A 26,648-nucleotide genomic window follows, 5' to 3' on the forward strand; every position below is an offset into this window, starting at 1 on the left:
CGCAATTCGCGACCGGAGAGCGCGACATGGCCTCGCCTATAGGGATGTTTTCGGCTGTTCGGAAATTAAGAAAACCGATGGAAACCATTGCGTTAGCGAATGGACCGGGGTGCGAGATGCAGGAACCGATTTTTCCGTTCCAAACGCGACGATCCCTCATGAACTCGTCGGGCAGATACCTGGCGCGCTCCAGGGCTTCTCGGGTAGGTTCGGATGGAGGCTGGCCATCGTTCCGCAGCGAAGCCTGTACTTTTCCCTTTGCATGCAGATTGTATACAAGATAATAAATGCAACGCATTCAATCTTGGTGTGACGCGTGATCTGGACCGCCTGGTGATCGCATGGTGCGGCGATCCGCCGTCATCCTCGCCGAAATCGGCTCCAGCACATTTTTGGGGGACGAATGAACCGCTATCCCATGTTCAATCCCCAGCTGTTGCTGAGCTTTGTGGCCATTTGCGAAAGCAACAGCTTCACCCGTGCAGCCGAGCGGGTGAACCTTTCCCAATCGACAGTCAGTCAGCAAATTCGCCGACTGGAGGAAATGCTCGGGAAGGCGCTTTTCGAACGCTCGTCACATCAGGTGCAGCTGACGGAGGAAGGCGTCAAGTTGCTGAGCTATGCGCGCCGCATCATCGCGCTGAACGAAGAGGCGCATGACGCCTTGGCGGGCCCATGGCGCGACGGCGTGCTTCGCTTGGGAATGCCCGAGGATTTCATGGTGCCGACGGCCGATCTGCTGGCGGCTTTCAATAGCCAGCATCCGCACTTGCGGCTGGACGTGACGAGCGGTCTCAGCGCCGATCTGCAACTCGCCTATCGGGACGGGGAGCTCGACCTTATTCTCGTCAAGCAGCGCCGCAAGCAACAGCCGCGCGCGGCAAGGCCGGAACCGTTGCTGTGGCTGGACAGCCTCGTTCGCCCGGCAATCGAACAGGTGCCGGTGCCTTTGGCTGTGTTCCCGCTGAACGGCCTCTACCGCGACGAATTATGTCAGGCGCTCGATACTCTCGGCATTCGCTGGCGCATCAGCTACAGCAGCGCCAGTCTCGCAGCGCTTGCCGCCGCCTCGGCTGCCGGGCTTGGTGTCAGTCTGCTGCCTGCGAGCTGCCGTCTGCCTTCCCACCGCGTGCTGGGCGCTGCCGAGCGTCTGCCGTCCGTCGATGACTTTGAACTGGCGCTGTTTTACCGCGACGATGCTAGCCCTGCAGCACTGGCCTTGGCGGAACGCCTCATCGAGTATTGTGACCTGCGGAGGTAGCGACAGAGGGGAGGCGTCCACGCCTTTGTTATTCACGATCGCTGCGTGGTCGCCCGCTTGCATTGGCAAATCGAATAGCCAGCATTGGTAAATGTCGCTGCCATGCGGTGGCGCCGTTCGGTAGATTGGCGGCCCTAACCCAATCCATGATGAGGCAACGCAACAATGTTGGAACAGATGCTACCGCAAAGCCGCAGAACCTTTCTCAGCCGGACCGGGGCGCTGACCACGGCGTGCGCTGTCGCCGGGTTGTCTGGCGGAGCGGTTCGCGAGGCATCGGCCAGCGCGGGTAAGAGCGCCGGCGAGACGAACACCAAGACGCTCGCGGATCGCCACTACATCCTGACCGGCGTGCGATTGGAGGAGGGGTTTGAGTATGACGGCGATATCGTCGTCGCCACACGGACTGCGCTCTACGCGTTGGAGATCAAGGACGGCGCGATTGTCGCCTTGCACGCGGAGAATGCGAACCTGCCCGAAGGTGTGCCGCGCTATCAGGCGCACGGGCAACTGTTGCTGCCGACGATGCGCGATATGCACATCCATCTCGATAAGACGTTTTATGGTGGCCCGTGGCAGGCGCCGCGCCCGCGTCAGGGCAAAACCATCATGGATATGATCGCGCTTGAGGAGAAGCTGCTTCCTCAGTTGCTGCCGACCTCGCGAGAGCGCGCCGAGGGCCTGATCGCGCTGCTGCAGTCCAAGGGAAGCACCGTCGCACGCAGCCATTGCAACATCGACCCGGTTAGCGGCCTCAAAAGCCTTGAGCACCTGCAGCAGGCGTTGGAAAACCATCGTGATGATTTCGTGTGCGAAATCGTGGCTTTCCCCCAGCACGGCCTGCTTCACTCCAAGGTCGATGGCCTGATGCGTGAAGCCATGCAGATGGGCGTTCAGTATGTCGGCGGCCTGGATCCGACGAATGTCGACGGCGCCATGGAAAAGTCACTCGACGCCATGTTCCAGATCGCGCTGGATACCGGCAAGGGTGTGGACATTCATCTGCATGAAACGAGCCCCGCCGGCGTGGCGGCGGTCAACTACATGATCGATACGGTCGAGAAGAATCCCGCTCTGCGCGGCAAAGTCACGATCAGCCACGCCTTCGCACTGACGACACTTGCTCCGGAGGTGCTGGAGGAGACGGCGTCGCGCCTGGCGGAACAGAAGATCTCGATTGCCTCGACGGTGCCGATCGGTGGACTGATGATGCCCTTGCCGCAGTTGGCGCAGAAGGGGGTCTTCGTCATGACCGGAACCGATAGCGTCATCGATCACTGGTCGCCGTTCGGCAGCGGGGACATGTTGGAAAAGGCGTATCTCTATGCGCAGCTTTATCGTGGGTCGGACGAGTTCCGTCTCTCACGGTCCATGTCTATCGCCACCGGTGGCATCTTGCCCCTCGACGACAAGGGCAAACGCGCGTGGCCAAATGTCGGCGATGAGGCCTCGTTCACACTCGTCGGAGCGAGCTGCTCGGCAGAGGCGGTGGCCCGGGTGCCCGCCAGGACTGCGACCTTCCACAAGGGGCGTCTCGTGTCGGGTGGGGTCGGCGAAGCCTGATAAGCTCTGCGTTTGGGTGTCACGACGACGTTCGTCATCACGAGCCGGCCAGCGGCCGTATCTTGCCGAACGTCGAAGTGCTCCAAGAGCTGGTAGCGTGTGTGTCAAAGGAATGGTGCGCGCGCCGACTGTGCACAAGGCTCCCGCGTATCCTCCGGGAGTGCTGCGTTTCGCCTAGGCAAGGCCCTCCGCAACGGCGTAGGCAGACAGCACTTCCTTGATGTTTCTGTCCCCGTCGGTCGGAAGCAAAGCCCGGGTCGTCACCGAATCGAGGTGATGCGCCATAAGGGCTGCCGCCTCGTCGGTTTTGCCGGCGATCAATTTGTCCAGAAGCTCCTGGTGCTCCGATACGGCGCATTCCGAAGAATGCGGTCGGCCATAGAGCGCAAGGATCAGGGAACTGCGGGCGACCAGTTCATTCACGTAGCGGATGAGGCTGGCGTTGTTCGTCATCTGTGCCAGCAGCGTATGGAATTCGCCCGCCAGACGGATCGACGGAGCGCGCTCCTTCTTTGCCGCTTCCTCGGCAGCGATATGAGACGAGAGAATGCCGATTTGCTCGTTCGTCAATTTTCCAGAAAGCGTCTCGACCACCAGCCGTTCCAGCGCCATTCGGGTCAGGAACAGATTGCGCCCTTCCTCAAGGGTTGGTCGCGCGACCACGGCGCCCCTGTTCGGCCGCAACTCCACTAGCCCTTCCTCGCTGAGGCGAACCAGCGCCTCGCGCACCAGGGTCCGGCTGACACCCAACCTTTCGCCGATCGAATCTTCCGGCAGCTTCGATCCTGGAGACAGCGCCTGATCAAGGATTGCGCGTTTCAGGACGCGATGAACGGCCTGAGCGCGGCCGCCGCCGCCTTCGCTCTCTTTCTTTGCCATACTGGTCACTCCAAGCCGTAACAATTGTCTCCTCGAATTGCATACAAAACGGCGAGATGTCTAGTGATTTGGCATCGACCCTCGGCAACAGCGGTGGGCGCAAAACGAAAAGGCTCGTCGGCAGGTGATGCCTCTCGTGTTCTGGCCGAGTTCGTTCGCAAGATGCCGGTCAGCCCACACGAGGAGGGCCAAGGGTCGAAACCCATCGAGAGAGCAATATTTTGCTCAGATCGGTGAATGCATGGCTTGTGCGTAGCGTGACGGGTTGAAGCGCGTATAGAGGAAGAAAACGCCGACGACGCAGACGAGATGCAGCGTCCACCCAGGGGCGAAGCTGCCGCTGATGTCGTGCAGAAATGCCGTGGCGAAGGGGCCGAGTGACGCGATCAGGAAGCCGCCGCCCTGCATCAATGCTACCAGCACACCGGCTTCTTCCGGCCGCGGCAGATGATCGAGGGCCGTAACGATTGCCAGCGAGAAGCTGCTGCCGAGGCCGGCACCGCACAGGCCAACCCAGATCGCGGGCGCCGCTTGGGGCAGGAACGCAAGACCGGCGAAACCAATCGCCTGCATCGCCAGCGTCAAGCGCAGGAACGCACGGCGATCGATGCTACGGCGGGCCAAGACCGGAAGGGCGAGGGCGGCAGCCGCCTGACAGATGGCCATCAGCGCTACGAGATTGCCGCTGGCTCCGCTGCTCCAGCCGAGAGACTGGTAATAGGAGGCGAGCCAGGCGACGGCCGAAGAGTAGCCGGCGTTGACCAGGCCGAAGGCGAGAATGAGCGTCCAGGTCCGGGGCCGGCGGAGCAGCCGGCCGGTGAGCGCCTTGTCCGGGCGATCGCTGCGCGAATCCGACAGGATCAGCCACGCGGCACTGAGAGCAACAAGCGCCGGTGCCGCGAGCCAGGCAAGAGCCGGGCGCCAGCCGTAGCCGGCACTGACGAGGAATGGCGTCAGCCGCGCGCCCAAAGCCCCGCCGCCCATCAGGACGGCGGAATAGAGGCCGGTGACCACGGGTATGCTGCGCGGAAACTCCGCCTTGATGATCCCCGGGAAAGCCGCCTGGATAAAGGCGACGCCTGCGCCGCAAAGGGCGGCCGTCATCACCAACGCTATGCCGCCCGGTGCGACGAGCCGAAGCAGGGAACCGGCAGCCAGCACAACGAGAGCGATGAGAATGCCGCGCCGCGTGCCGATCAAGGCCTGCAGCGACGGCGATACGAAGGCACCGACGCCCATCAGCATCATCGGCAACAATGTCAGCAGGGCCAGGCTGCCATATCCCATGCCGGTATCGGCGACGATCTCGGACAGCACAGGCCCGGGAGCGGTAAGAAATGGCCGCAGATTGACGGCGACCAGCACGACGAGAATGAGCAGCATCCATTGGCGGCCCGTCGTGGGCTGGGTTGATTTGGGCATGATCGGGTATTTCCTTTACGTCTTCTTCTTGTTTGTGGCCCGAACGCGCACTTGCGCGGTGGCGCGTCAGTCATTCGCGATGGGCAAATACCCCAAGGTCACCAGCGAAGCCGGGGTAGCGGCAGGCTAAAAAGGATGGCGGCGACAGGTTCCCAATCCCGTTGGACTTTCGGCGGTGCGGAAAAGTCCAACGGGATTGCCATCCACGCTTACGCCGAAGCCAGCTCCCGCCCCATGATGCGCTCGACCGAGGGGGCAAGGCGGAGAAGCTCGCGGGTATATTCGTGTTTGGGCGCGGTGAAGAGGGTTTCGGTATCGGCGAGCTCGACGATCTCTCCAGCCTTCATCACGGCAACGCGGTCGCACATCTGGCGGATCACCGCGAGGTCGTGGCTGATGAACAGCATGGAGAGCCCAGCGAGATCACGCAGATCCTTCAGCAGGTTGAGGAGCTGTGCCTGCACCGAGACGTCGAGCGCCGAAGTCGGCTCGTCGCAAATGAGTAGCGACGGGCGCGGACCCAGAGCGCGGGCAATGGCGATGCGCTGGCGCTGGCCGCCGGAGAAGGCGTGCGCGAAGCGTGCGCCGGCATCGGCGGGAAGGCCGACCGCTTCGAGCAATGTCTTTGCGTCCTGCCTGGCTTCATCCGCATTCGAGGCGAGTTTGTAGAACAGAATCGGTTCCGCAATGGCGGCGTTGATCCGCAGGCGCGGATTGAGCGCCGAATAGGGATCCTGGAACACCATCTGCAGGGACTGGCGGATCGATTTTTCTCTTCGGCCGCCAAGCGCCGTGCCCTCGAAATCGATGAAGCCTGCGCTCTGGGTGACAAGACCGGCGATGGTGTTGGCAACGGTGGTCTTGCCGCAGCCGGATTCGCCGACGAGGCCGAAAATCTCGCCACGCCGAACATCGAACGAAACGCCTTTGACGGCCTTGAAGACCGACGCCTTGCGGCCGGGGAGCAATCCGCGTCCCCCGTACTCCACCGCAAGGTCGCGCACGGAGAGCACCACCTCGTCACGGCTGCCGGTCTCGCTCTTCGCACTCTTGCGGCGCACCGTGGCGCGCGCGTCAAGCGTTACCTGCGTTTCTTCGCTCGGCACTGGCAGACGATCGAGCCGCGTATCGATGGGCGGCACGGCCGCGATCAGTGTGCGGGCATAGGGCGCTTTGGGTGCTGTCAACACGTCGCGCGTCGGGCCGCTTTCCACGACCGCACCGTTCTGCATGATGGTAACGCGGTCGGCGATCTCGGCGACGACGCCCATATTGTGGGTAACAAGCAGCACGCCGACGCCCCGCTGGTCGGCAAGATCCCGGATGAGCTTGAGGATCTGCGCCTGCACCGAGACGTCGAGCGCGGTGGTCGGCTCGTCGGCCACGATCAGCTGCGGATTGCAGGCGAGTGCTGTGGCGATGACCACCCGCTGGCGCTGTCCGCCGGAAAGCTGGTGCGGGTAGCTGCCAAGCCGACGCTCGGGCTCCGGGATGCCGACGGCCTTCATCAATTCCAGCGCGCGAGCCTTCGCCTCCCTTGAGGAGAGCTTCAGATGCGTGAGCATGCCTTCGCACAGCTGGCTTTCCACCGTGAAGAGCGGGTTGAGGCTCGTCATCGGATCCTGGAAGATCGCACCGACGTCACGCCCGGGCACGATGCCTTCGGTGCGACCGGTGCGCAGGTTGATCTCCTTGCCGGCGATGGCGATCGAGCCGGCGGCGATCTTGCCGGGGGCCTGCAAGAGACCCATCAGCGCGTTGCCGACGGTGGTCTTGCCGGCGCCGGATTCGCCAACGAGGGCGTGGATTTCTCCGGGCCGGATCGAAAGATCGATGTCCTTGACGGCGACAAGCGTGTCGCCGTTGGCCAGCGGATACTCGACACGGAGATTGCGAATATCGAGAACGGGGCGCGTTGTTTCGGTCATCTCATCGAGCCATCAGTTTCGGGTTGAAATGGTCGCGCAGATAGTCGCCAATCACGTTGACGGCCAGCACGAGGATGACCAGCACTGTCGCCGGCATCACTGCGATCCACCAGAGACCGGAGAACAGGAACTGGTTGCCGATGCGGATCAGTGTGCCGAGCGAAGGATAGGTCGGCGGCATGCCTGCGCCGAGGAAGGAGAGCGTTGCTTCCGTCAGGATCGCGCCGGCGAGGTTGATCGTGGCGATGACCATCACCGAACTCATGATGTTCGGCAGGATGTGGCGGCCCATGATGCGGGTGGATGGCAGGCCGATGACCTTGGCGGCGCGCACATAGTCTCGCGCGATCTCCACCATGGTCGAGGCGCGTACGGTTCGCGCGTATTGCACCCATTCGTTGATGGCGATGGAGAAGATCAGCACCAGCGGCGCCCAGGCGAGCATCGTCTCGGCGCTGAGCTGGGCGCGGGCAATGCCACTGATGAGCAGTGCGACGAGGATTGTCGGGAAGCTGACAAAGATATCGGCGATCCGCATCACGATGCTATCGACCACGCCGCCGAAGAAGCCGGCGACGAGGCCGAGCACGACGCCGAGCACGGCCGCAAAGACCACTGCGCCGAGGCCGATGACGACGGAGATCCTCAAGCCGAACAGGATGACCGAGACAAGGTCGCGGCCCTGGTTGTCGGTGCCGAGCAGGAAGCGGGAATCGCCGCCCTCCATGAAGGCTGGCGGAATTTCCATGTCCATCAGCGAATAGGAGGCGACGTCGCGCGGGTCCATCGGCGCGATCATCGGCGCGAAGATGACGAGGACCAGCATGACGACGAGCACCAGGCTGGCGATGACAACGGAAACCGGCGGAAGTCGGCGCATCAGGGATTGCGTAGCCATTATCGTGTCCTCAGGCGCGGATCGATGAAGGTGTAGAGAATATCGACGATCATGTTGATCATGACGAACAGGAAGCCCACGAAGAGAAGGTAGGCGGCCAGCACCGGCACGTCGGGATAGCCGACGGCGTTCGTGAACAGCAGGCCCATGCCCGGCCATTGGAACACCGTCTCGGTGACGATCGCGAATGCGATGAGTTGCCCGATCTGCAGGCCCGTGACGGTGACGACCGGCATCAATGCGTTGCGCAGCGCGAGCCGGCCATAGATGTAGGTCCGCGGCAGGCCGCGCGCGAAGGCGAAGCGGATGTAGTCCGACGACAAGACGTCGATCATTTCCGAGCGCACCAGCCGCATGATCAGCGTGAGCTGGAACAATGCCAGCGTGATCGAGGGCAGGATCAGCGACTTCAGGCCCGAGAGCGAGAGAAAGCCGGTCTGCCAGAACCCGATATCGACGAGATCACCGCGTCCGGAGGACGGCAACCATCGCAGGTTTACTGCGAAAACCAGGATCAGCAGCAGGCCTGTGACGAAGGTGGGCATGGAAATGCCGACAAGTGTCGCTGACTGGGTCAGCCGCGAGAAAAAGGCGTGCGGCTTCAGCGCGCAGAGCACCCCAAGCGGTATGCCGAGCGACAGTGCCAGCACGGTGGCAACGATCACCAGTTCCAGCGTGGCGGGAAGGCGACTGAGCAACAGGGTCGTCACTGGCTGCTGGTAGCGATAGCTTGTGCCGAGGTCGCCGGTCAGCACTTGGCCAACGAATTTGACGAACTGAGCCAAGACCGGCTTGTCGAGACCGAGCGCGACACGCACTGCGTCCTTTTCCGCCTGGGTTGCCCCCTCACGAACCATTGAGGCGACTGGATCGCCGACGAAACGGAACATGACGAAGGCGATGGCCGTCACCGCGACCATCACGAGGATGGCCTGAAGCAGCCTGACTGAAAGAAGTCTGATCATCGGATAGTCCTTACGGGGAGCGATCTTGCCCTAAGGGCGGCCGCCGGGCTTATGCGCTCCCGCATCCTCCGTGCCGTCGCCGGTTCTGGAGGGGTTGACCCGGTTTGCGGTCCAGTCCCAGCTTGCTTTCGCTTGCCGGGACTGGCCTTGGGAGAGTCCCGATTACTTCTTGATCTGCGCGAACCACGGACGGACATATTCGTCCGGGAACTGCGGCATGTCGACCTTGCTGTTCATCGCCCATGCGACCGGCTGCTGATGCAGCGGCAGGTAGAGGACCTGATCATGGGTGATGCGGAAGGCCTGCTTCAACTCCTCGACGCGCTTGGTTTCGTCGAGTTCCGTCGAAGCAGCATAGGCCAGCTTGTCGATCTCGGGATTGGAAAGCCCATCGGCGTTGCTGCCGCCGAAGGTGCCGTCATTGGTGGCGAGCAGCGCTTGCAGCGGGCTGAAACCGTCCATCGGCGGCAACGAAGCCCAGCCGAGAAGATAGACATCGAACTCGCCCTTGTCGGTCCGTGGGAAATAGGTCGTCTTGCTCTCGACGCTCACATTGGCCTGGACGCCGATCTGCGCCCACATGGAGGCGACGGCAAGGCAGATCTGTTCGTCAGCGATATAGCGGTCGTTCGGGCAGGCGAGGCCGGTCTTGAAGCCGTCCGGATAGCCGGCTTCCACCAGCAGCGCCTTGGCCTTGGCGACGTCGTAATGCAGCGGTACATCGATGTCGTCGTCGTAGCCGGTCACTGCCGGTGCGACGAGCATGCCGGCCGTGCGGGACTTGCCGCGCATCAGGCGCTTCTGGATCGTGTTGGTGTCGATCGCGTGCCACAGTGCCTGGCGCACGCGCACATCGCGCAGCGGGTTAGGCTGGCCTGGAGTTGCATGCAGTTCCGGCCGGTAGCTAAAGACAAAGAAGATGGTGCGCAGCGACGGGTTTTCGATGACCTTCAGTCCGTCGGTGGCCGCAATGCGGTCGACGTCCTGCAACGGAACCGGTGCAATCATGTCGACTTCGCCCGACAGCAGGGCCGCGACGCGGGTCGCGTCGGAGGCGATCGGACGGAACTCGACCTCGTCCAGATTATGCTGCGGCTTGTCCCACCACTCCTTGTTCACTTCGAAGACCGAGCGCGAGTCCGGCTCGTAGGCCTTCAGCTTGAACGCGCCCGTGCCGTTGGCATGGTTGCTGGCATAGGTGACGACGCCGGTCGAAGCATTGCCCGGCTTCAGTGCGTCGTGCTCCTCCATCCAAGGCCTGCTCATGATGTAGATGGCGGCAAGATCGTTGAGGAGCAGCGGGTAAGGTGCGCGCAGGATGAGGTCGACGGTATATTCGTCCACCTTCTCGACACCGACAACGGTGGAGAGGTTTTCGCGGTTGCGCGCGCCGGGATCGATCTGGCGCTGGATCGTTGCCACCACGTCGTCGGCGTTGAAGGGCTGGCCCTCATGAAACTTCACGCCCTGGCGTAGCTTGAAGCGCCAGCGCGTCGGCTCGACGACTTCCCAGGACGTGGCAAGCGCCGGCTCCAGCTTCAGATCCTTGTTGCGGCGCACCAGAGGATCGAAAACCATGTGGTGAACGCTCTGGGTGAAACTGTCGACCTGAGCGTTCGGGTCGTAGGAAATGACATCGCCGGATGAGGCCCACCGCAGCGTTTCGGCAAATGCGGGCGCAGACAGCGGCGCCAGAAGGGCGAGTCCCGCCAGAAGGGTCTTTATAGAGGTTTTCACTGGTTTCTCCCGTTTAACGTATACATGTTGTCTTTGTTATTGGATACGAATGGTCCCAAAAATAGTGTACATCTGATGCAAGCAATATCAAGATGGCGAAAGTCGATTTGGCAGCGCTTTGTCAAAAAAGAACGCCAAACCCGGCAGCCGGAGAGGGAAACGTCCATGACGAACGCACTACTGATTGAAAATGCCACGATCATCACGATGGATCCGGGACGGCGGGTTCTCGATCGCGGCCATATTCTGGTCGAGAATGGGCGCATCGCCGCCATCGGTAACGGAAGCCTTGTCGGAAAAACGCATGCGGAGCGCATCGACGCGGCCGGCATGGTCGCGATGCCCGGATTGATCGACACGCACGCCCATGCCGGACATATGCTGACCAAGGGGCTGGGCAGTGAGGCCGAGGACTGGATGTCCGTGACCGGCCGTATCTACGCAACCGCGACAGATCCTGAATTCTGGGCGGCGGAGGCGGCGCTGTCGGCCGCCGAGAGGATCAAATGCGGCACGACGACCGCGGCGCTGCTGTTTGGCGGCGGCCCGGATATCATGCGCAGCGAGGCGCCGGAGGCAGCCGAAGCGCACCTCGCCTCGGTTGCCGCCATGGGCGTGCGGGAGGTTCTGGCAGTGGGGCCGAACCGTCCAGGACAGGATCATGTGTATCGCCAGTATACGCCGACGGCCCACAGCGACATCGTCGTCGACCCGGACCGGCAAATCGACGTGGCCACGGAGTTGGTCGATGCCTGGGCGGGACGTGACGAGCGGCTGCAGGTCGTCTTCTCCCTGCCCGTATTCGATGAGCAGGAATTGCGCGATGAAACGGTATACAGAATTGCATGCAAGGTCCGAGATCGTGCGCGGGAAAGAGAATGCCTCCTGGTACAGGATGGACACCGCGACGGATCCATCGCCGCCAATGACGTGCGCCTCGGCCTCTTTGACGAGCGATCGCTGCTTGCCCATTGCATAGACCTGACCGAGGCCGACCGCGCAGTCCTGAAACGAACCGGTGCCAAGGTCGCACACAATCCCAGTGCATTGATGTCGGTTTACGGTCGGTGCCCGGCGCCGGAACTGATGGCGGACGGTGTCACGGTTTCCCTCGGCACCGATGCCGCGGCACCCGATAGGCCCTTCGACATGTTTCGCAACCTGTTCCAGGCGCACCGCTACCACGCGCGCCATTTCGCGGACGATGCCGTGTTGCCGCCGCTGCAGCTGCTTGAGATGGCGACGATCGAGGGTGCGCGCGCGCTGATGATGGAGCATGAGATCGGCTCGCTCGAGGCCGGCAAACGCGCCGACATCCTCCTCATAAACATGCGTCAGCCCCACCTCTGGCCGCCGCACGATCCGGTGCAGCGCATCGCGCGCTTCGCCAACGGAGCGGACGTGGATACGACCATCGTCGGTGGACGTGTGCTGATGCGCGCGCGGCGCCTTGTTGGTCAGGCCGAAGACGCGATCCTGGATCGCGCCTTGCGCGCCTTTGATCTCGCCATGGCCCGTGCCGGACTAGGCGATCGCACGTAAACACCGGCATAGACGAGGATTTCAAGGTGACTGCAGACCTACTCATCCGCAATGCCCGTCCCTTCGGCGGCCCGCTCGAAGACCTTTTCATCCGTGACGGCCGGTTCGTTGCGGCAGATAGCGTCCGTGCCGCCGTCGAGATCGATGCGGCCGGACATGTCGCCATGCCGGGTCTTGTCGAGGCTCATACCCATCTCGACAAGACCCTCATCGGCATGGACTGGTTCGAAAACCGCGTTGGCCCGACCCGCAATGACCGGATCCTGGCCGACCGCAACGCCAAGCGCGAACTTGGCATCAATGCCCGCCGGCAGTCGGCCCGTCAGATCATGCAGACGCTTGCCTACGGCGTCTTGAGCATTCGCAGCCACGTTGACGTGGATACCGAGATCGGCATTGCCAATATCGAGGGTGTCCTCGAAACGCGCGAGGCGATGCGTGATCTGGTCGACGTGCAGATCGTGGCTTTCCCGCAGAGTGGCATGCTGCCGCGCGTGGGCACGCTCGAGTTGATGGACGCGGCCCTCAGCGCCGGCGCCGATATCGTCGGCGGTATCGACCCTGCCTCCATCGAGCGCGATCCGGTGCGTCATCTCGATGCCATCTTCGCTCTTGCGGAACGTCATGCAAAACCGATCGACATCCATCTGCACGAACCGGGTGACCTCGGTGCATTCTGCCTTGATCTCATCATCGAACGCACGCGCGCCTTGTCGCTGCAGGGGCGGGTCATGGTAAGCCATGCCTACTGCCTGGGGATGCTCGATGCCTCACGGCAGGCTGGGTTGATCGAACGGCTGGCTGCCGAGCGTATCGCGATTATGACTGTGGGAAGTCCATCGGCGCCCGCATTGCCACTAAGGTTGATGCGCGCGAGCGGTCTCACCGTCGCCTCAGGTTCCGACGGTATTCAAGGCACCTGGGAGCCGTATGGAAATGGCGACATGCTGGAGCGGGCGAAGTACCTGGCGCAGCGCAATGGCATGGCCAACGACGTCGATCTCGAATATGCGGCCCGCGTCTGCACTTTCGGTGGAGCGGAAGGCATCGGGCTCGGCGGTTACGGTCTCTCCGAAGGTTGTTTCGGCGATCTGGTGCTGGTGCCGGCGCGCACCTTGGCGGAAGCGGTCGCGCTGACCCCGCGCAAGCGCACCGTTATCCGGCGCGGCCGCGTCGTCGTGGACGGCGGCGAACTGGCAGATGACCTGCCGGTCATCGAGTGACGCTTTGTGGATGAGATCGGCAACCGGGCTGACGAAGGAGAGTTCGACCGGTTGAGACGTCGACAGGCAATCGCAGGAACGGTCGGTCCATGAGGTCGGCCGCGCCTTTGCCGTTCCGATTGGGGGATGATAGTTGTTTGCGGTCCATCCTCGGCAGACTCTTTCGACCGCACGCCCGCCATTTTTCAGGTTCTTCATGACGACGCCCAAACCCAGCGACAGCAATGCAAAGTCTTCGGTTCCCAAGTCGGACGTGGTCTATCGCATCCTGAAGCGCGCGATCCTAGACCAGGCCTTCGCTGCGGGAACGAAGCTTCCGGAGGATTCGATCGGCGAGCGGCTCGGCGTTAGCCGCACGATCGTGCGCCAGGCCCTGGCCCGGCTGAACGGCGAGGGACTGATCGAATTGCGTCCCAACAAGGGCGCCTGTGTCAGCCATCCCAGCCTCGAGGATGGACACGATATCTTTGCCGTGCGGCGAGCCCTGGAGACATTGGTGGTCGATAGCCTGATCGGCAGGCTGACGCCGCCGAAGATCAAGGAGCTTGAAGCGCATGTCGATGCGGAGGACAAGGCAAGGGTCAGCAATCCGTCGACCTCGATACAACTCGCCGGTGAGTTTCACGTCCTGCTCGCAAGACTGACCGAGAACGCGACGCTGTTGCGGTATGTCACTGAACTCGTTTCGCGCTCGTCGATGATCCTGTCGCTCTATGGGCGCCCCCATTCTTCCGATTGCGCCGTATCCGAGCACCGCGCCCTGATCGCCGCCCTTGCGCGGAACGATCGCGAAAAGGCATGCGAGCTGATGGGCCATCACATCGGCGCCATCACCGCCCGAGCTCTGCTGAAAAGCAACGTTGAGGACGGCTTGCCGGATCTCCTTGCTGCCTACGCAAAGGAAGAGGGCCTTTAGGTCGCAACGCCCACTCGGACGCTGCTTGCCTTGCGGAAACCCAGGTTCGGGGATGCGTACCCGCACGTTTTGTATGCAATTTATTCGGGGACGCGATCAAGGAAAGCTCGTCCACATCTTTCGCGTGCGGGTGACCTGGATCCGCCTCTACCACCCCTTCTTCCCGTAGAGTTCGGCAAGATCCTGTTTTCTTTTCCATATATGCCTGCCAGTTTTACGCGGCGAGTTTCTTGCCTTGCTGGAGAAAGGTCCACCTCTCTAATCTCCCCTATTATTGTATGCAATGATCGTGTACGATATTGACGTTATAATGGATGCAATATAGCTTGTTCTTCGGGATTGGCACTGTCGGGGAGGGCAGCATGCGCATCGTACCCGTTGCCGACCGGAGGGCCGGCGATGCTTTCCTGCGGATCTATCGTTCCCAGCGAAGGATGTACGCCGGTGTTGGCCGTGTCTGCGCGCACAAGCCATCAGTGCTTTGGGCTGCCCTTTGCCGTGCATCGACGCCGTTCCCCAACGTAGTCAACGGCGGGCGTGCGCGCTGCCGCCCCGATTGTCGCCGCGCCGGGCGTCGGGGTTCTTTGCTGAATTTTTCAACAGGCAAGCAGGAGATCCGGACTTGAACATAGATTTCACCACGCTACCGCCTCCGGATCGCTATCGACTGCTGACAAACTTCATCGGTCCGCGCCCCATCGCGCTCGTTGGCACGCGATCGCCAGCCGGACACAACAACGCAGCGCCCATGAGCTTCTTCAACGTGTTCTCCCATGAACCGCCGTTGGTCGTGCTCGGGATTCAGAACCGTGGCAATGGCGACGAGAAGGACACGGTCGCGAACATCCGCCGAACCGGCGAGTTCGTCGTCAACATGGTCGACATGGCGCTCGCCGATGCGATGATCGTCTGTGGCGTCAATTTCGCCTCGGAGGTCGATGAACTCGATTTCGCGGGCCTGACGCCGATACCGTGCAACCAGATCGACGCCGCCCGTATTGGCGAAAGTCCCTGCAGCTTTGAATGCAGGGTCGAACAGATCCTCGACTATCACAGACGCGTGCTGGTTATCGGCAGGGTCGTGCACATGCATATCCAGGACCGGTGCCTCGATCCTGCGGGGCGTTATGCGAACCCCGAGACCTATCAGCCGATCGCGCGGCTGCATGCCGACAATTACATCACCTCAGATCGACAATTCGAACTTAAGAAGCCGGAGGAACTGCTGCCTCTCGAGCTCGCGCAAGTGAACCCAAGGCCGGAGAGGGCCGCCCGATGATCCGCATACATGTCATCAACCCCAACTCGACCGCATCAATGACCGATCAGATCGCACGGGCCGCCGAAGCTGTGCGATCGGAAGGCTCTGTGATCGATGCGGAGACCGCAATCGGTACGCCCGTCTCGATCGAAGGTTACGCGGACGAGGCGATGTCCGTCCCGGCGATGCTGGCGGCGATCAGTGCTGCGGAGAAGCGGGGTGCGTCGGCGCATGTAATCGCCTGTTTCGATGATCCCGGCCTTGCGGCTGCGCGCGAAGTGGCAACCGGCCCGGTGATCGGTATCTGCCAGGCGGCGGTGCAGGTGGCAATGACGGTGGCAACCCGCTTTGCCGTGATCACCACCTTGCCGAGGTCGGTGCCGGTGATCGAGGATCTCGTCAGGCAATATGGTGCTGCCGCGCGCTGCCGGCGCGTGCGCTCAGTCGATCTGCCTGTTCTGGCCCTGGAGGCCGACCCGGAAAGTGCGCGGACGAAACTCCTCGGCGAAGCGCGTGCGGCGATACGCGAGGATGGCGTCGACGCCATCGTCCTTGGCTGTGCCGGCATGGCGGAGTTGTGCGATTGGCTCTCTCGCGAAGCCGGGGTACCGGTCATCGATGGCGTGGTGGCGGCCGTTAAGCTCGCCGAGGCATTGGCGAGTGGCGGCTTTCGGACCTCAAAGGCAGGTGCCTACGCCTTTCCGCGCGACAAGTCGGGTGATGCCGCGGCCGCTCGCTGAGCCCTCCGGCCGCATTGGAAATCGAGCGCGGCCGAAAGATTGGCATCGGCACTGACGGTACGAACAGGGGTACGGTGCGCCGAGATCAGGGATGTCGAAGGTCGGATCTTTGCGGTGATACGGCAAGGCGCTGTGGGAGGCCGGTTTCATGCCGAGTGGACGAAGCTCAACCACCCTGCGGCTCAAGTCTCAGGTGTATCGCAACACGCGGCCGGAATGTGCGCTTCGAGCGGGTACAATCCAGTTGCCCCACCGCGCATGCGGCGGGGCAACTGGAAACATTACGCAGCGGATCGAAGTCCGACCGCTGCGGCGAGACCCCTTGCCCGTTCCAGGCACGCAGGTTGCTGATCGGCAAACCGCTCGGCGCCGATTTCCATGATCAGCGTCGTATCCGGAAGGAAGGTCAGTTCGGAGAAGATGTCGTCCCAGGCAATGTCGCCCCAGCCGATCGGCAGATGCAGATCGCCAATGCCGAGCGCGGTCGCTTCGGCCGGATGATAGAAGCGGTTCATGGAATAGGGCAGGCCGAAACTGTCGTGAACATGCAGGTGGCCCGTAACCGGCGCCATTGCCCTCAGTTCGTCACGGAAATCCAGCCCGCGATGCGTGGCCTCGATATAGGCATGCGAGAAATCGATGAGCGCGACGACGTTGTTCGAGCCGATCGCTCGCACGGTTTCGGCCACCTGGCTCGGTGTCTGTCGATACTGGCCGCTTTCCGTCGTGAAAATGTTCTCGAGCGCGATGCGGACCCCGTATCCCTTTGCGATCTCCGCCGTCTCCGCGAGTGCGTCGCGTTCCATCTTGTCGAGATCCGCGGCATTCTCTCCGGGGGCAAGCTGCGCTGCGCCGGAGTGGTGGACGAGAATCCCCGCACCAAGCCGGTCGCACAGCTCGAGCATCGCCCTCACGACCTTCTTTTGCAGATGGTGGTGCTGGCGATCCATGAAGTTGGATACGATCTGGCCGTGCAGCGAAAGCTTCTTGAAGGTGTACTTCTTCGTCATCTCGGCGACGCGCTGGACACGGTCTTCGATGATGCGACCGCCACTGACGATCTCTTCGCCATAGATTCCGATCTCGCAGGCGTTGGCTCCGGTCTCGGCAATTTCGCGCAAGGAGGCGTCAAGGCTCGAAAGATCGCCCTTGCCCGTTCGATTGCAGAATCCCACGGCGGATATGATGTCGTTCATCACGGTTTCTCCTGATTTATTGAAGTGATCAGACTGCTTGGAGCGTCGGATGGCTGGCTGCGCTGCTGACGGCGCGGGGCTCCAGATCGACGTGGATCCGCCGGCCGGTCTCCTGGTCGAAGAGGTGCAAATGCCCCAGAGGCAGCTCCAGGGTGATCCGATCGCCCGGCCGGGCGCGCGTATGCTCGTCGACACTGGCGGCGAAGGGATGGCCATTCAGTTCCGAGTGGATGACGCGGCCGGAGCCGAGCTCCTCGACGAAATCCACCTTGATCGAGACGCCCTTTGCTTCAGGCGCAACGACACATTGTTCCGGGCGAATACCGACCGTGATCTGCCTTGCGCCCAATCGCGTGGCAAGCGCCCTGTCGATCGGCATCTTTGTGCCGCCAACCGCCAAGCACGCCATGTCGACGTCGACGGTGGCTTCGAACAGGTTCATCGCCGGCGAACCGATGAAGGATGCGACGAAGATGCTTGCCGGGCGGTGGTAGATGTCGAGCGGCTGGCCGACCTGTTCGACCACGCCCTTGTTCATCACGACCAGCTTGTCCGCCAGCGTCATCGCTTCCACCTGATCGTGCGTGACGAAGATGGACGTTGCCTGGAGACGCTGATGCAGCTTGCGGATCTCGGCCCGCATGGTGACGCGCAGCTTGGCGTCCAGGTTCGACAGCGGCTCGTCGAAAAGAAAGACTTTCGGTTCGCGAATGATCGCGCGCGCCATGGCAACGCGCTGGCGCTGGCCGCCGGAAAGTGCCGCCGGCTTGCGATCGAGATAATCGGAAAGCCCGACGATCTTCGCCGTTTCCTCGATCCGGCGCAAACGCTCCGCCTTCGGGACACCGGCCACCTTCAGGGCATAACCGATATTTCCCGCGACCGTCATATGCGGATAGAGGGCGTAGTTCTGGAACACCATGGCGCAACCGCGTTCACGTGGCTCAAGCCTGTTTACGACGTGGCCGTTGATGGCGATTTCGCCAGCGGTGATGTCCTCAAGCCCCGCGATCATCCTCAGAAGCGTGGATTTTCCGCAGCCGGACGGGCCGAGGATCACGACGAATTCTCCCGACGCAAAGGCGAGGTCGATGCCATGCAGGGTGGGGGTCTTTCCGTAGGATTTACGCACGGCGCGAATTGCGATGTCAGCCATGGGCGCGGACCTCTCTGTCTGTTCTGTTTGGGGAAAGCGGGGTCATTTTTCCGTGGCCACGAGGCCGCGAACGAACCACCGCTGCAGGACGGCAACGACGATGAGTGGAGGCAGCATGATGATCAGCGATCCGGCGAGCGTCACGTTCCAGTCCGGCGTGCCGTTGTCGGACGGCAGGAGTGCGACCAGCGACATCATCGTGGTCTTGTATTGGGGGTCCGTCACCATCAGGAGGGGCCAGAGATACTGGTTCCACCCATAGACGAACATGATGGTGGTCAGTGCGAGCATGTTGGTGCGCGAGAGCGGCAGCAGCATGTCGATGAAAAAGCGGATCGCGCCTGACCCGTCCATGCGTGCGGCCTCCGCCAGCTCGTCGGGCAGGGTCAGGTAGAATTGGCGATAGAGGAACGTTCCGGTCGCGGTTGCGATCAACGGCAGCGTGAGGCCGGCATAGGAATTGAGAAGGTTCCAATCGACGGAAACTTCGAAACCGGTGACGGCGGAAATCAGCAGTCGAACCGGCTGAAACAGGTCGGCAGCGACCGCATAGGTGGGCACCACGCGCACCTCGAGCGGCAGCATCAGGGTGATGAACACCATCCAGAAGAAGAAGCCCTTCAGCGGCGTTCTGAAGAACACGATGGCAAAGGCCGTCAGCGCCGACAGCGCCACCTTGCCGACCGTGACGAGGCTGGCCATGACGAAGCTGTTCAGCATCGCTGTTCCGAGGTTGGCGCGCGACCAGGCGGCGCCCATGTTCTCGAAGAGGCGGTCCTGCGGCACGAAGCTGAAGGGTATGGCGTTGACCTGCTGGAATGTCTGGCTGGCGCCCGACACGATGACGATGAAGGGGCCGATCAGCAGCAGGAAGCCGAAGATCATCACGCCATAGGTCAGCACGTTGGCGAAAGGTGTCCGCTGGATCATGGGAGCCTCACTTGTAATGGACCTGGCGCTCGATGAAGCGGAACTGGATGAAGGTGAAGATCATGATGAGGCCGATGAGCACGAGGCTCTGGGCCGACGCGCCGGAGTAGTTCAAGCCGCGGAACGCGTCCTCGACGATGCGGTACACCATCACGTCGGTGCCGTGGTTCGGGCCGCCATCCGTGGTTCGGGCGACGATGCCGTAGGTATCGGCGCCGACGAAACCTTCGGTCATCATGATGACCAGCAGGAAGAAGAGCGTTGGCGCCAGCAGCGGGATCTGGATGTCGACTGCGCGGCGGATCGGGCCACATCCGTCCATCGCGGCCGCCTCGATCAGCGATCGAGGGACCGACTGCAGACCAGCAAGAAGGAAGATGAAGGTGTAGCCCGCCCATTTCCAGGCGAAGACGACGATAACGAGGATAAGGGCGTGGCTGCCGTACTTGGCTGGGTTCCAGAAATCCGGAAACGTGGCGTTGACCGATGCCATCAGCCCGCGCTCAGGCGACAGGATGAAACGGAAAGCCATGCCGGCAGCCGGCCCCGCAATCGCGTAAGGCAGAATGTAGAGGAACCGGAACGGTGCGGAGCCCGGCAACTGCCGGTCGACAGCAAGGGCAAGAACAAGGCCAATGAAAATGGTGGCAAGCGTGCCGCAAAGGGCGAATGCCAGGCTGACGCCGACGGAGTTCCAGTAGAGCGGGTCGGCGAATACTTCCTGGAAGTTGGCAAAACCGACGAACTCAGCGGCGCCGCCGAATGGCGGCTCCAGCGTGAAGGCCCATCGCAATACGGCGACCGCCGGCCAATAGAAAAAGAGCAGGATCAAAATGATCTGTGGCAGGGCGAATAGGCTGGGCAGCCACCAGCTGCGAAAGGCCGCACGCTTGTCCATGTGTTGAATTTCCGATGCGCAAGAATAGAAATCGGAGCCTGCCGATGTTGCGGCAGGCTCCGGGCGGATCAGATGTTAGTTCAGGGTCTGTCCGGCGTAGGTCTTCTCGAAGCGACGCAGAACGGCGTTGCCGCGTTCAACCGTCTTGTCGAGCTCAGCCTGGACGTCTGCGTTTTGCATGAAGATCGCTTCGAGGGCGGTCGCGAACTCCTTGCGGATCTGCGTGAAGCCGCCGAGGCGGATGCCGCGGGTGTTTTCAGAGGTCGGGGTGAAGGACAGGCTCTGGATGGCGAGTTCACGCCCCTTGTAGGGTGCCTTGTCGTAGAACCCGTTGGCCTTCATGGCGTCGAAACCGGTCTTGGTCACCGGGATGTAACCCGTCACCGTTGACCACCACTCGGCCATTTCCGGCGTCGCAAGGTAGTTGAGGAAGGCGGCCGCGCCCTTGTATTCCGCCTCCGGACGACCGGCGAGCACCCAGAGCGATGCGCCGCCGACGAGCGAGTTCTGCCGCTCCGTGCCCTTCCATACGGGCAACATGGCGACTTCCCACTTCACACCTTCGGGAAGGGTCTTGCCGATCGTGCCGTGGTCGGCGATCGAGGTCTGTATCATCTGGCAGGTCTGGGACGTGAAGGCGGGGACGATGTCCATGCCGAGTTGCTTGGTCTTGACCACGAAGAGCTTCTCGTCGGCCATCTTCTTGAAGAACTTCACGTGATCGACGAACTTGGTCTTGTTGACGACAAGCTCGGCGTCCAACCCGTTGTAACCGTTGGCCTTGGTGGCGAGCGGCTGGTTGTGGATGGCCGAGAACTGCTCCATCAGCGGCCAGGTGTCGAAATTGAAGGCGAGCGGGCATTCGTAGCCGGCGGCCTTCAGCTTACGGGCTGCTTCCTCGACCTGTTCCCAGGTGTCCGGCTTGAAGTCGATGCCGGCCTTCTGGAACGCGTCGACGTTGTAATAGAACATGGCCGTCGAGGAGTTGAACGGGAAGGAATTCAGCTCGCCTTTTGCCGTGGCGTAATAGTTGGCGATGCCGCCGAAATAGTTGTTCCAGTCGATGGTGTAGCCGTTGTCGGCCATCAGCTTCTTGGCGGGCACGAAGGCGCCCGACAGCATCATGTCCAGGGTGCCGGCATCATAGATCTGGGTGATTGCCGGCTGCTTCTTGGCGCGGTAGGCGGCAATCGTGTTCTGCAGGGTCGTGTCGTATCCGTTTTGAGAGGTGCAGACGATCTCGAACTCGGACTGGCTGTCGTTGAACTTCTTGCAGGCATCCTGGACACGTTCGCCAAGGTCACCCGAAAGGCCGTACCAGAATTCGAACTTCGTCTTTTCGGCTGCAGCCGCCGACGCGCCAAACGCGACGCTTGCCATCAGGCCGATGAATACGGACGTAGTGACGGAGACTCTCATTGCAAAACGCTCCTTGCAGATTGGCGGACACCAGGTTCGGTGGCACGAATGAAGCCGGGCGCTTGCTAACAGTTGAATGTGACAGTCCGTGCCAATCTGCATGATGGAAAAATGAAAGTTTGATTACGCTGTCAGGCGGCGGCGCGCTCCCTGGTTGCGGCAGGTCTGTTCTTGCCGGGGAGCCCGAAGAATAGCGGCGCTCGACTGTCCCTTCACGCGGATGCTTGCTGTGGAGCAAGGAAGGGGGCGGGCGTACCGGCTAGCTATGCGTCGGCTCCGGACATTCTCGGAGACAGCGTAGAAGGAGCTTGATTGTGGTGAGGCGACGCAACGGTTGGGGACTGGCGTTCATCGCTGCCTGCCTGTTCGTGCTGCAATCGGTTTCCGGCGCATTTGCCTTCAGCTCGATGCCTGCCTTCTCGCAACTCGACGCTTTCGGCAATGCACTGTGCATCAGCGCGGATCACGCCAGCAACGGCAATCACGACGGCAATCACGACGGCGGCCATGGCAAGGCTGCCGATTGCTGCCTTCTTGGATGTTGCGTGTCCTCGCAGGTCCTGGCCGCTGCTCCGCAGCCTGGCGACGGTCTTAACCACCAAGTCGCCTCAGCGGTGCACACGTTTTGGTCCGCGGCAGAGCCGTTGCCGACGGGCGAACATCGCCTCGGCTATCCTCGCGCGCCCCCTCGGCTGCTCGCCTGATCGGTTGCGTTCGCTCCAGCCTATGTCGGGGGAGGGATATCCTCCCATGGCGTCCGCCGGCCCCATCGCGACGATCTACGACGCCTCCCGACGTCCCTTTCGTGTGCTCCAAGCCTGACTGCAGGCCGCTCTTGAGCCAACGGGGACCCGTGCACTGACCGTCTTGTGCGATCGCTGCCCGCCACCGACCAAGAATGTCGGCAACGTTTTCCGGATCACTGCATCCAATCCCTGACAGCCGCGGGGGATTTCCCGCGACCCAACACAAGCCCAATAACCTCAAAGGAATAGCCATATGTTGTCGAAACTCATCACCACCGCTGCCTTCATCGCGATAAGCACCACGGCAGCTTTTGCCCACTCCACGCTCGAAACAACGGAGGCGCATGTCGGCGCGTCCTACAAGGCCGTCATCCGCGTCCCGCATGGATGCGAGGGCAAGCCGACCATCGCTCTGCGCGTTCAGATCCCGGAAGGCATGATCGCCGCAAAGCCGATGCCGAAGCCGGGCTGGACGCTGGAGAAGGTCAAGGGAGCCTACGAGAAGTCCTATGACTACTTCGGCACGCCGATGAAGGAGGGCGTGAAGGAGGTCGTCTGGAAGGGCGGCAGCCTGGCCGACGACGAATATGAGGAGTTTGTCTTCCGCGCGTTTCTGACCGACGGCCTGCCAGTCGGCAAGACACTCTACGTGCCGCTGGTGCAGGAGTGCCCTGATGGCGCGACCGAGCGTTGGATCGAGGTCCCGGCAGAAGGCAAGTCGAGTGACGATCTCGAAAATCCGGCGCCCGGCATCAAGCTGCTTGAAAAGAAAAGCGGGCACTGAGCAGCGCAACGTGGGGGCGAGGGCCAAGTGACCGGAGATCACGCATGATGCAGGTATCATCGAGCTTCACTCGTCTTGCGAGGCTGATGGTGATCGCGCTCTGCGGGATCCTCATGCAGGCCGCCGCGGCTTTCGCCCACGCATCGCTCAATACAAGTGAACCGCAGGATGGCGCGGTCGTCGGCACCGCGCCATCGGTCTACGTGCTGACCTTCAGCGAGCCGGTTTCGCCGTTGTCCTTAAAGCTCGTCAGACCGGATGGAACAGCGATCCCGCTCGAGCGGTTCGACCTGAAGGATCGAGTGGTCGTGATCGCGGCGCCATCCGATCTTGGGCACGGCACACATGTGCTCAGCTGGCGCGTGACCTCTGCCGACGGGCATCCGATCGGTGGATCGGTCGTCTTTTCGGTTGGCGCGGCCAGCACCGCTCCGTTCATGAACGAAGACGAGATCGACTGGGCCGTGCGCGCCGGTCTCCTCCTATCGAAGCTCGCGCTTTACGTGGGGCTGTTCATCGGCGTCGGCGGTGTGTTTTCGCGCCACAGGCTGCTCTTTGGCTCGCGATCAGGGTGCAAAGTCGTCGCAGCAGCGCTCGGTATAGGGCTTATCGGCGCACTTGCCGCTGTGGGTTTTCAGGGGCTCGATGCACTGGGCGTTTCCGTGACGCAAATTGTCGAGCCGGTCGTTTGGTCCACGGCGATGGCAACGAGCTTCGGCGGGACGGCCATTGCCGCCTTCGCTGCCTTTTGTGTGGCCGCCATCGCCTCCCGGGCGAAGGGTCGGTCTGCTCGACTGTCATCTCTCGCCGCGCTGATCGCGTCATCCGTCGCCTTGTCGCTGAGCGGCCATGCATCGACAGCCGAGCCGCAATGGCTGATGCGCCCGGCAGTCTTCCTGCACGTCGCAACGATCAGTCTCTGGGTTGGAGCGCTGGCTCCCCTGGGCCTCGCGTTGCGGCGCAAGGACCCGATGGCCCTTCAGGCGCTCGGCCGGTTCTCGGCGTCCATCCCTTACGTGCTCGTTGTTCTTATCGTGGCGGGTTTCATCTTGGCCATCGTGCAGGTGGAGAAGCCACAAGCGCTGCTGGAAACCGCCTATGGCCAGGTGCTCATGGTCAAGATGGCGTTGCTGGTCGGACTGTTTCTGTTGGCGCTTGCAAATCGCTGGCGCCTGACGGAACCGGTAATGGCTGGCGATCGGGCTTCGGCGAAGCGGCTGGTCCGCTCGATCGCCGCGGAAACACTGATCGTCGTCCTCATCATCGGCGCCGTTTCTTGCTGGCGCTTCACGCCGCCGTCGCGCGCGCTCTTAGCTCTGGCGGCTCAGCCTGCAAGCGTTCACATCCACACGGACAAGGCGATGGCCCTCGTTGAGGTCTTGCCCGGACGGGTGGGCGAGGTCGACGTATCGATCAACCTCGCCACGGGCGAAGTCGAACCGCTTGCCGCCAAGGAGGTGACGCTCGTCCTATCCAAGCCTGATTCCGGCATCGAGCCGTTCAAACGTGCGGCAGCGCGGAGCGGCGACGCAGATTGGCGGATCGAGCGCGTGAACATACCGCTGGCGGGCACCTGGCAGGTACGTGCCGATGTTCTGATCAATGACTTCGAGAAGGTAACGCTGAGCGATCAAATCATCATTGGGCCGTGAGCGCGGAGGCCGCCGCACAATCTCGCGCGCACGCCAGCGGATCGCCCTGTGGGCGTTCGATCGCTACTGCCCTGGAGGTGTTCCGTCTAGCCCCGGCTGGTTATCCAATAGTCCGTTTAGGTTCATTGCCTTCGGATGAAGCCTCTGTCAGCCTTTTCCGATTGCGGTTGCGCCGACGTCGCAGTCCCCGCTGCAGCGGCCAATCGCAAGCACCTGACTCTGGGCCTCTGCTTGGTTGGTGGAGGCTCTTTTTTTGGACGCGGGCGTGGGCGGTAGCCGACCGGAGGCGGTCCGCTCGACATAAATCGCAGATCACGTCCCACGTTAATAATTTAGAAACATCGAATGTTCATTCTGCTCCGCCATGCGCGGTTTCCTGCTGATGGCGATTTACGCGGGCGGATTGTGGGTGGTCGACACGACGATGTGTGAAGGCCGCTACACCCAGGAGTTTGGGCATGAGGTTCAATCCGCGACCAGACAGGCCCGGTATTGGCTGAACGTCCAATTGAATTTCCTGGCCGCCCGCTTCTAACTGACCATTGCTACGCGGTGCCGGAGAAGCGGGAAGTCGAGGATTTCTGCCTCCCAAGGGAATGGTTGGCTACTCAAGCGACAATCGAAGGCACTGAGATCGTAAGGCGCAAAGCAACGAGAAACCCGCCGGGAGGGGCGGAGTTCAGGCGGAAGTCGTTTCACGGAAGCCGCTGTCGAGAGCATTGTGCGCTGCCTGCATGACGTCGATGTCGTGAATGTGGCTTATGGTTGCCATCTCCATCATCAGATCGCCGATTACCAGATCAATACGTCTCGGCGCGTCGCTTTCCTTTTTCGCGATGGCGGTCTCAAGCTGCTCGTGCGATCCCCCCAAGGCAACATAGAGTTCCAGCGCAGTCGTCAGAACGTTCGTGCGACGCACGGAGATATCGCTGGTCGAAGCATCGCCTAAGGAGGCAACCATCAATCGAACAGCTCTGTTTTGAAACTCACTCATTCTGCAACCTGTTCAAATGCCATTTGGTGCGGAGCATATCGCCGATTGCTGAACCCTATCTTAAGCGCAAAGGTAGTGTAGGTCGTGGCGCTGAGGTTTTACTCAAGCTGGCGAAGTCGAACCTTCATGGGGGCAAGGTCTCGTCATGACCATTCGGCTTGCGACCGTGGTCTCGCCGACTGCCGGCGCAAATGAGAACGTTTAGAGAACTTTCCTGTGTGACTGCACCATCTGCCGGTGTATAAGAGCCGGATGGTCCAGAGAGCAGGCAGTGCAGATCTTCCGCTTCACGGTGGCCGGGTTCCCCGGTGGCTTGGCGAGCGCATGACGAAACTTGGCGCAATCATCACCCAGGCGATCGTCATCGAATATGGTCGCGACGAGTTTCTTCGGCGGCTGGCGCATCCGTTCTGGTTTCAGTCTTTCGGATGCGTCATGGGTATGGACTGGCACTCTTCCGGCTGGAGTTGCCCCCAAAAGACCGGACATGCTCAGATTTGAGATTGCGAGCTGATGAACTCGCGCGGGGACTGATATC

At 61.8% G+C, this 26,648-nt stretch carries 22 protein-coding genes and 1 pseudogene; 11 read left to right on the forward strand and 12 right to left on the reverse strand.

The window, feature by feature from the left end; all coding sequences use genetic code 11:
* Positions 1-403 precede the first annotated feature (403 nt).
* Together AC070A_RS31225 and AC070A_RS31230 are read left to right on the forward strand one after the other, a co-directional pair.
* Positions 404-1,261 (forward strand): LysR family transcriptional regulator, encoded by an 858-nt coding sequence (locus tag AC070A_RS31225; protein WP_058321912.1) that lies wholly within the window; start codon positions 404-406, stop codon positions 1,259-1,261.
* Between the two features lie 165 nt (positions 1,262-1,426).
* Positions 1,427-2,824: an amidohydrolase family protein gene (locus tag AC070A_RS31230; protein WP_492384358.1), complete on the forward strand. Its 1,398-nt coding sequence runs from the start codon at positions 1,427-1,429 to the stop codon at positions 2,822-2,824.
* 174 nt (positions 2,825-2,998) lie between these two features.
* On the opposite strand, the gene AC070A_RS31235 is transcribed toward AC070A_RS31230, so the two are convergent.
* From AC070A_RS31235 to AC070A_RS31260, 6 genes are all read right to left on the reverse strand, one after another.
* Positions 2,999-3,703, reverse strand: a complete 705-nt coding sequence (locus AC070A_RS31235) for a GntR family transcriptional regulator (RefSeq protein WP_058327190.1) — start codon at positions 3,701-3,703, stop codon at positions 2,999-3,001.
* A gap of 225 nt (positions 3,704-3,928) precedes the next feature.
* The gene (locus AC070A_RS31240) at positions 3,929-5,125 is read right to left on the reverse strand and encodes a cyanate transporter (protein ID WP_492384357.1); all 1,197 of its coding nucleotides are present in this window, start codon (positions 5,123-5,125) and stop codon (positions 3,929-3,931) included.
* Between the two features lie 209 nt (positions 5,126-5,334).
* Positions 5,335-7,053, reverse strand: a complete 1,719-nt coding sequence (locus tag AC070A_RS31245) for a dipeptide ABC transporter ATP-binding protein (protein ID WP_492384356.1) — start codon at positions 7,051-7,053, stop codon at positions 5,335-5,337.
* Between the two features lies 1 nt (position 7,054).
* Entirely contained in the window at positions 7,055-7,951 is an 897-nt protein-coding gene (locus tag AC070A_RS31250; protein ID WP_093235046.1) for an ABC transporter permease, read from the reverse strand.
* Positions 7,951-8,916, reverse strand: coding sequence for an ABC transporter permease (locus AC070A_RS31255; protein ID WP_057249798.1), 966 nt, complete (start codon positions 8,914-8,916; stop codon positions 7,951-7,953). Before AC070A_RS31255 ends, AC070A_RS31250 begins: the two co-directional genes overlap by 1 nt.
* 162 nt (positions 8,917-9,078) lie before the next feature.
* The gene (locus tag AC070A_RS31260) at positions 9,079-10,653 is read right to left on the reverse strand and encodes an ABC transporter substrate-binding protein (protein ID WP_492384355.1); all 1,575 of its coding nucleotides are present in this window, start codon (positions 10,651-10,653) and stop codon (positions 9,079-9,081) included.
* 165 nt (positions 10,654-10,818) lie between these two features.
* Here AC070A_RS31260 and AC070A_RS31265 point away from each other — a divergent pair, with 165 nt between their 5' ends.
* The 5 genes from AC070A_RS31265 to AC070A_RS31285 all read left to right on the forward strand — a co-directional run bounded on the left by AC070A_RS31265 (position 10,819) and on the right by AC070A_RS31285 (position 16,335).
* Complete coding sequence (locus AC070A_RS31265; RefSeq protein ID WP_494773625.1) at positions 10,819-12,195, forward strand: amidohydrolase family protein; 1,377 nt, start codon at positions 10,819-10,821, stop codon at positions 12,193-12,195.
* Between the two features lie 26 nt (positions 12,196-12,221).
* Complete coding sequence (locus tag AC070A_RS31270) at positions 12,222-13,418, forward strand: amidohydrolase (protein WP_492384353.1); 1,197 nt, start codon at positions 12,222-12,224, stop codon at positions 13,416-13,418.
* A gap of 196 nt (positions 13,419-13,614) precedes the next feature.
* A complete protein-coding gene (locus AC070A_RS31275) occupies positions 13,615-14,334 on the forward strand; it encodes a GntR family transcriptional regulator (protein WP_494773622.1) in 720 nt (239 codons plus the stop codon).
* Positions 14,335-14,956: 622 nt separating this feature from the next.
* Complete coding sequence (locus tag AC070A_RS31280; protein ID WP_093235051.1) at positions 14,957-15,613, forward strand: flavin reductase family protein; 657 nt, start codon at positions 14,957-14,959, stop codon at positions 15,611-15,613.
* Positions 15,613-16,335 carry an aspartate/glutamate racemase family protein gene (locus AC070A_RS31285; RefSeq protein ID WP_492384430.1) on the forward strand — a complete coding sequence of 241 codons (723 nt, stop codon included), beginning with the start codon at positions 15,613-15,615 and terminating at the stop codon, positions 16,333-16,335. The genes AC070A_RS31280 and AC070A_RS31285 overlap by 1 nt, the downstream gene beginning before the upstream one ends.
* A gap of 281 nt (positions 16,336-16,616) precedes the next feature.
* Here AC070A_RS31285 and AC070A_RS31290 read toward each other — a convergent pair whose 3' ends face one another.
* The 5 genes from AC070A_RS31290 to AC070A_RS31310 form a co-directional block, all read right to left on the reverse strand.
* Positions 16,617-17,531: a TIM barrel protein gene (locus AC070A_RS31290; protein ID WP_093235052.1), complete on the reverse strand. Its 915-nt coding sequence runs from the start codon at positions 17,529-17,531 to the stop codon at positions 16,617-16,619.
* 28 nt (positions 17,532-17,559) lie between these two features.
* Positions 17,560-18,687, reverse strand: a complete 1,128-nt coding sequence (locus AC070A_RS31295) for a sn-glycerol-3-phosphate import ATP-binding protein UgpC (protein ID WP_492384351.1) — start codon at positions 18,685-18,687, stop codon at positions 17,560-17,562.
* Positions 18,688-18,729: 42 nt separating this feature from the next.
* On the reverse strand, positions 18,730-19,617 hold the full coding sequence (locus AC070A_RS31300) for an ABC transporter permease subunit (RefSeq protein ID WP_492384350.1): 888 nt from the start codon (positions 19,615-19,617) through the stop codon (positions 18,730-18,732).
* Between the two features lie 7 nt (positions 19,618-19,624).
* Entirely contained in the window at positions 19,625-20,515 is an 891-nt protein-coding gene (locus tag AC070A_RS31305) for a carbohydrate ABC transporter permease (RefSeq protein WP_492384349.1), read from the reverse strand.
* Between the two features lie 75 nt (positions 20,516-20,590).
* Positions 20,591-21,934: an extracellular solute-binding protein gene (locus tag AC070A_RS31310; RefSeq protein WP_112946454.1), complete on the reverse strand. Its 1,344-nt coding sequence runs from the start codon at positions 21,932-21,934 to the stop codon at positions 20,591-20,593.
* A gap of 317 nt (positions 21,935-22,251) precedes the next feature.
* Here AC070A_RS31310 and AC070A_RS31315 point away from each other — a divergent pair, with 317 nt between their 5' ends.
* The 3 genes from AC070A_RS31315 to AC070A_RS31325 all read left to right on the forward strand — a co-directional run bounded on the left by AC070A_RS31315 (position 22,252) and on the right by AC070A_RS31325 (position 25,116).
* Complete coding sequence (locus AC070A_RS31315) at positions 22,252-22,638, forward strand: DUF2946 family protein (protein ID WP_492384348.1); 387 nt, start codon at positions 22,252-22,254, stop codon at positions 22,636-22,638.
* Between the two features lie 295 nt (positions 22,639-22,933).
* The gene (locus AC070A_RS31320) at positions 22,934-23,464 is read left to right on the forward strand and encodes a YcnI family copper-binding membrane protein (RefSeq protein WP_492384347.1); all 531 of its coding nucleotides are present in this window, start codon (positions 22,934-22,936) and stop codon (positions 23,462-23,464) included.
* Positions 23,465-23,508: 44 nt separating this feature from the next.
* Positions 23,509-25,116, forward strand: coding sequence for a copper resistance CopC/CopD family protein (locus tag AC070A_RS31325; protein ID WP_492384346.1), 1,608 nt, complete (start codon positions 23,509-23,511; stop codon positions 25,114-25,116).
* 679 nt (positions 25,117-25,795) lie between these two features.
* On the opposite strand, the gene AC070A_RS31330 is transcribed toward AC070A_RS31325, so the two are convergent.
* A complete protein-coding gene (locus AC070A_RS31330) occupies positions 25,796-26,110 on the reverse strand; it encodes a hypothetical protein (protein ID WP_492384345.1) in 315 nt (104 codons plus the stop codon).
* A gap of 252 nt (positions 26,111-26,362) precedes the next feature.
* Between AC070A_RS31330 and AC070A_RS31335 the strand changes: the two are divergent.
* Positions 26,363-26,572 (forward strand): annotated as a pseudogene (locus AC070A_RS31335) (DUF763 domain-containing protein); the annotation flags it as partial.
* Positions 26,573-26,648: the final 76 nt, after the last annotated feature.

This window comes from Ensifer sp. GW101-20A05 (genome assembly GCF_059424735.1).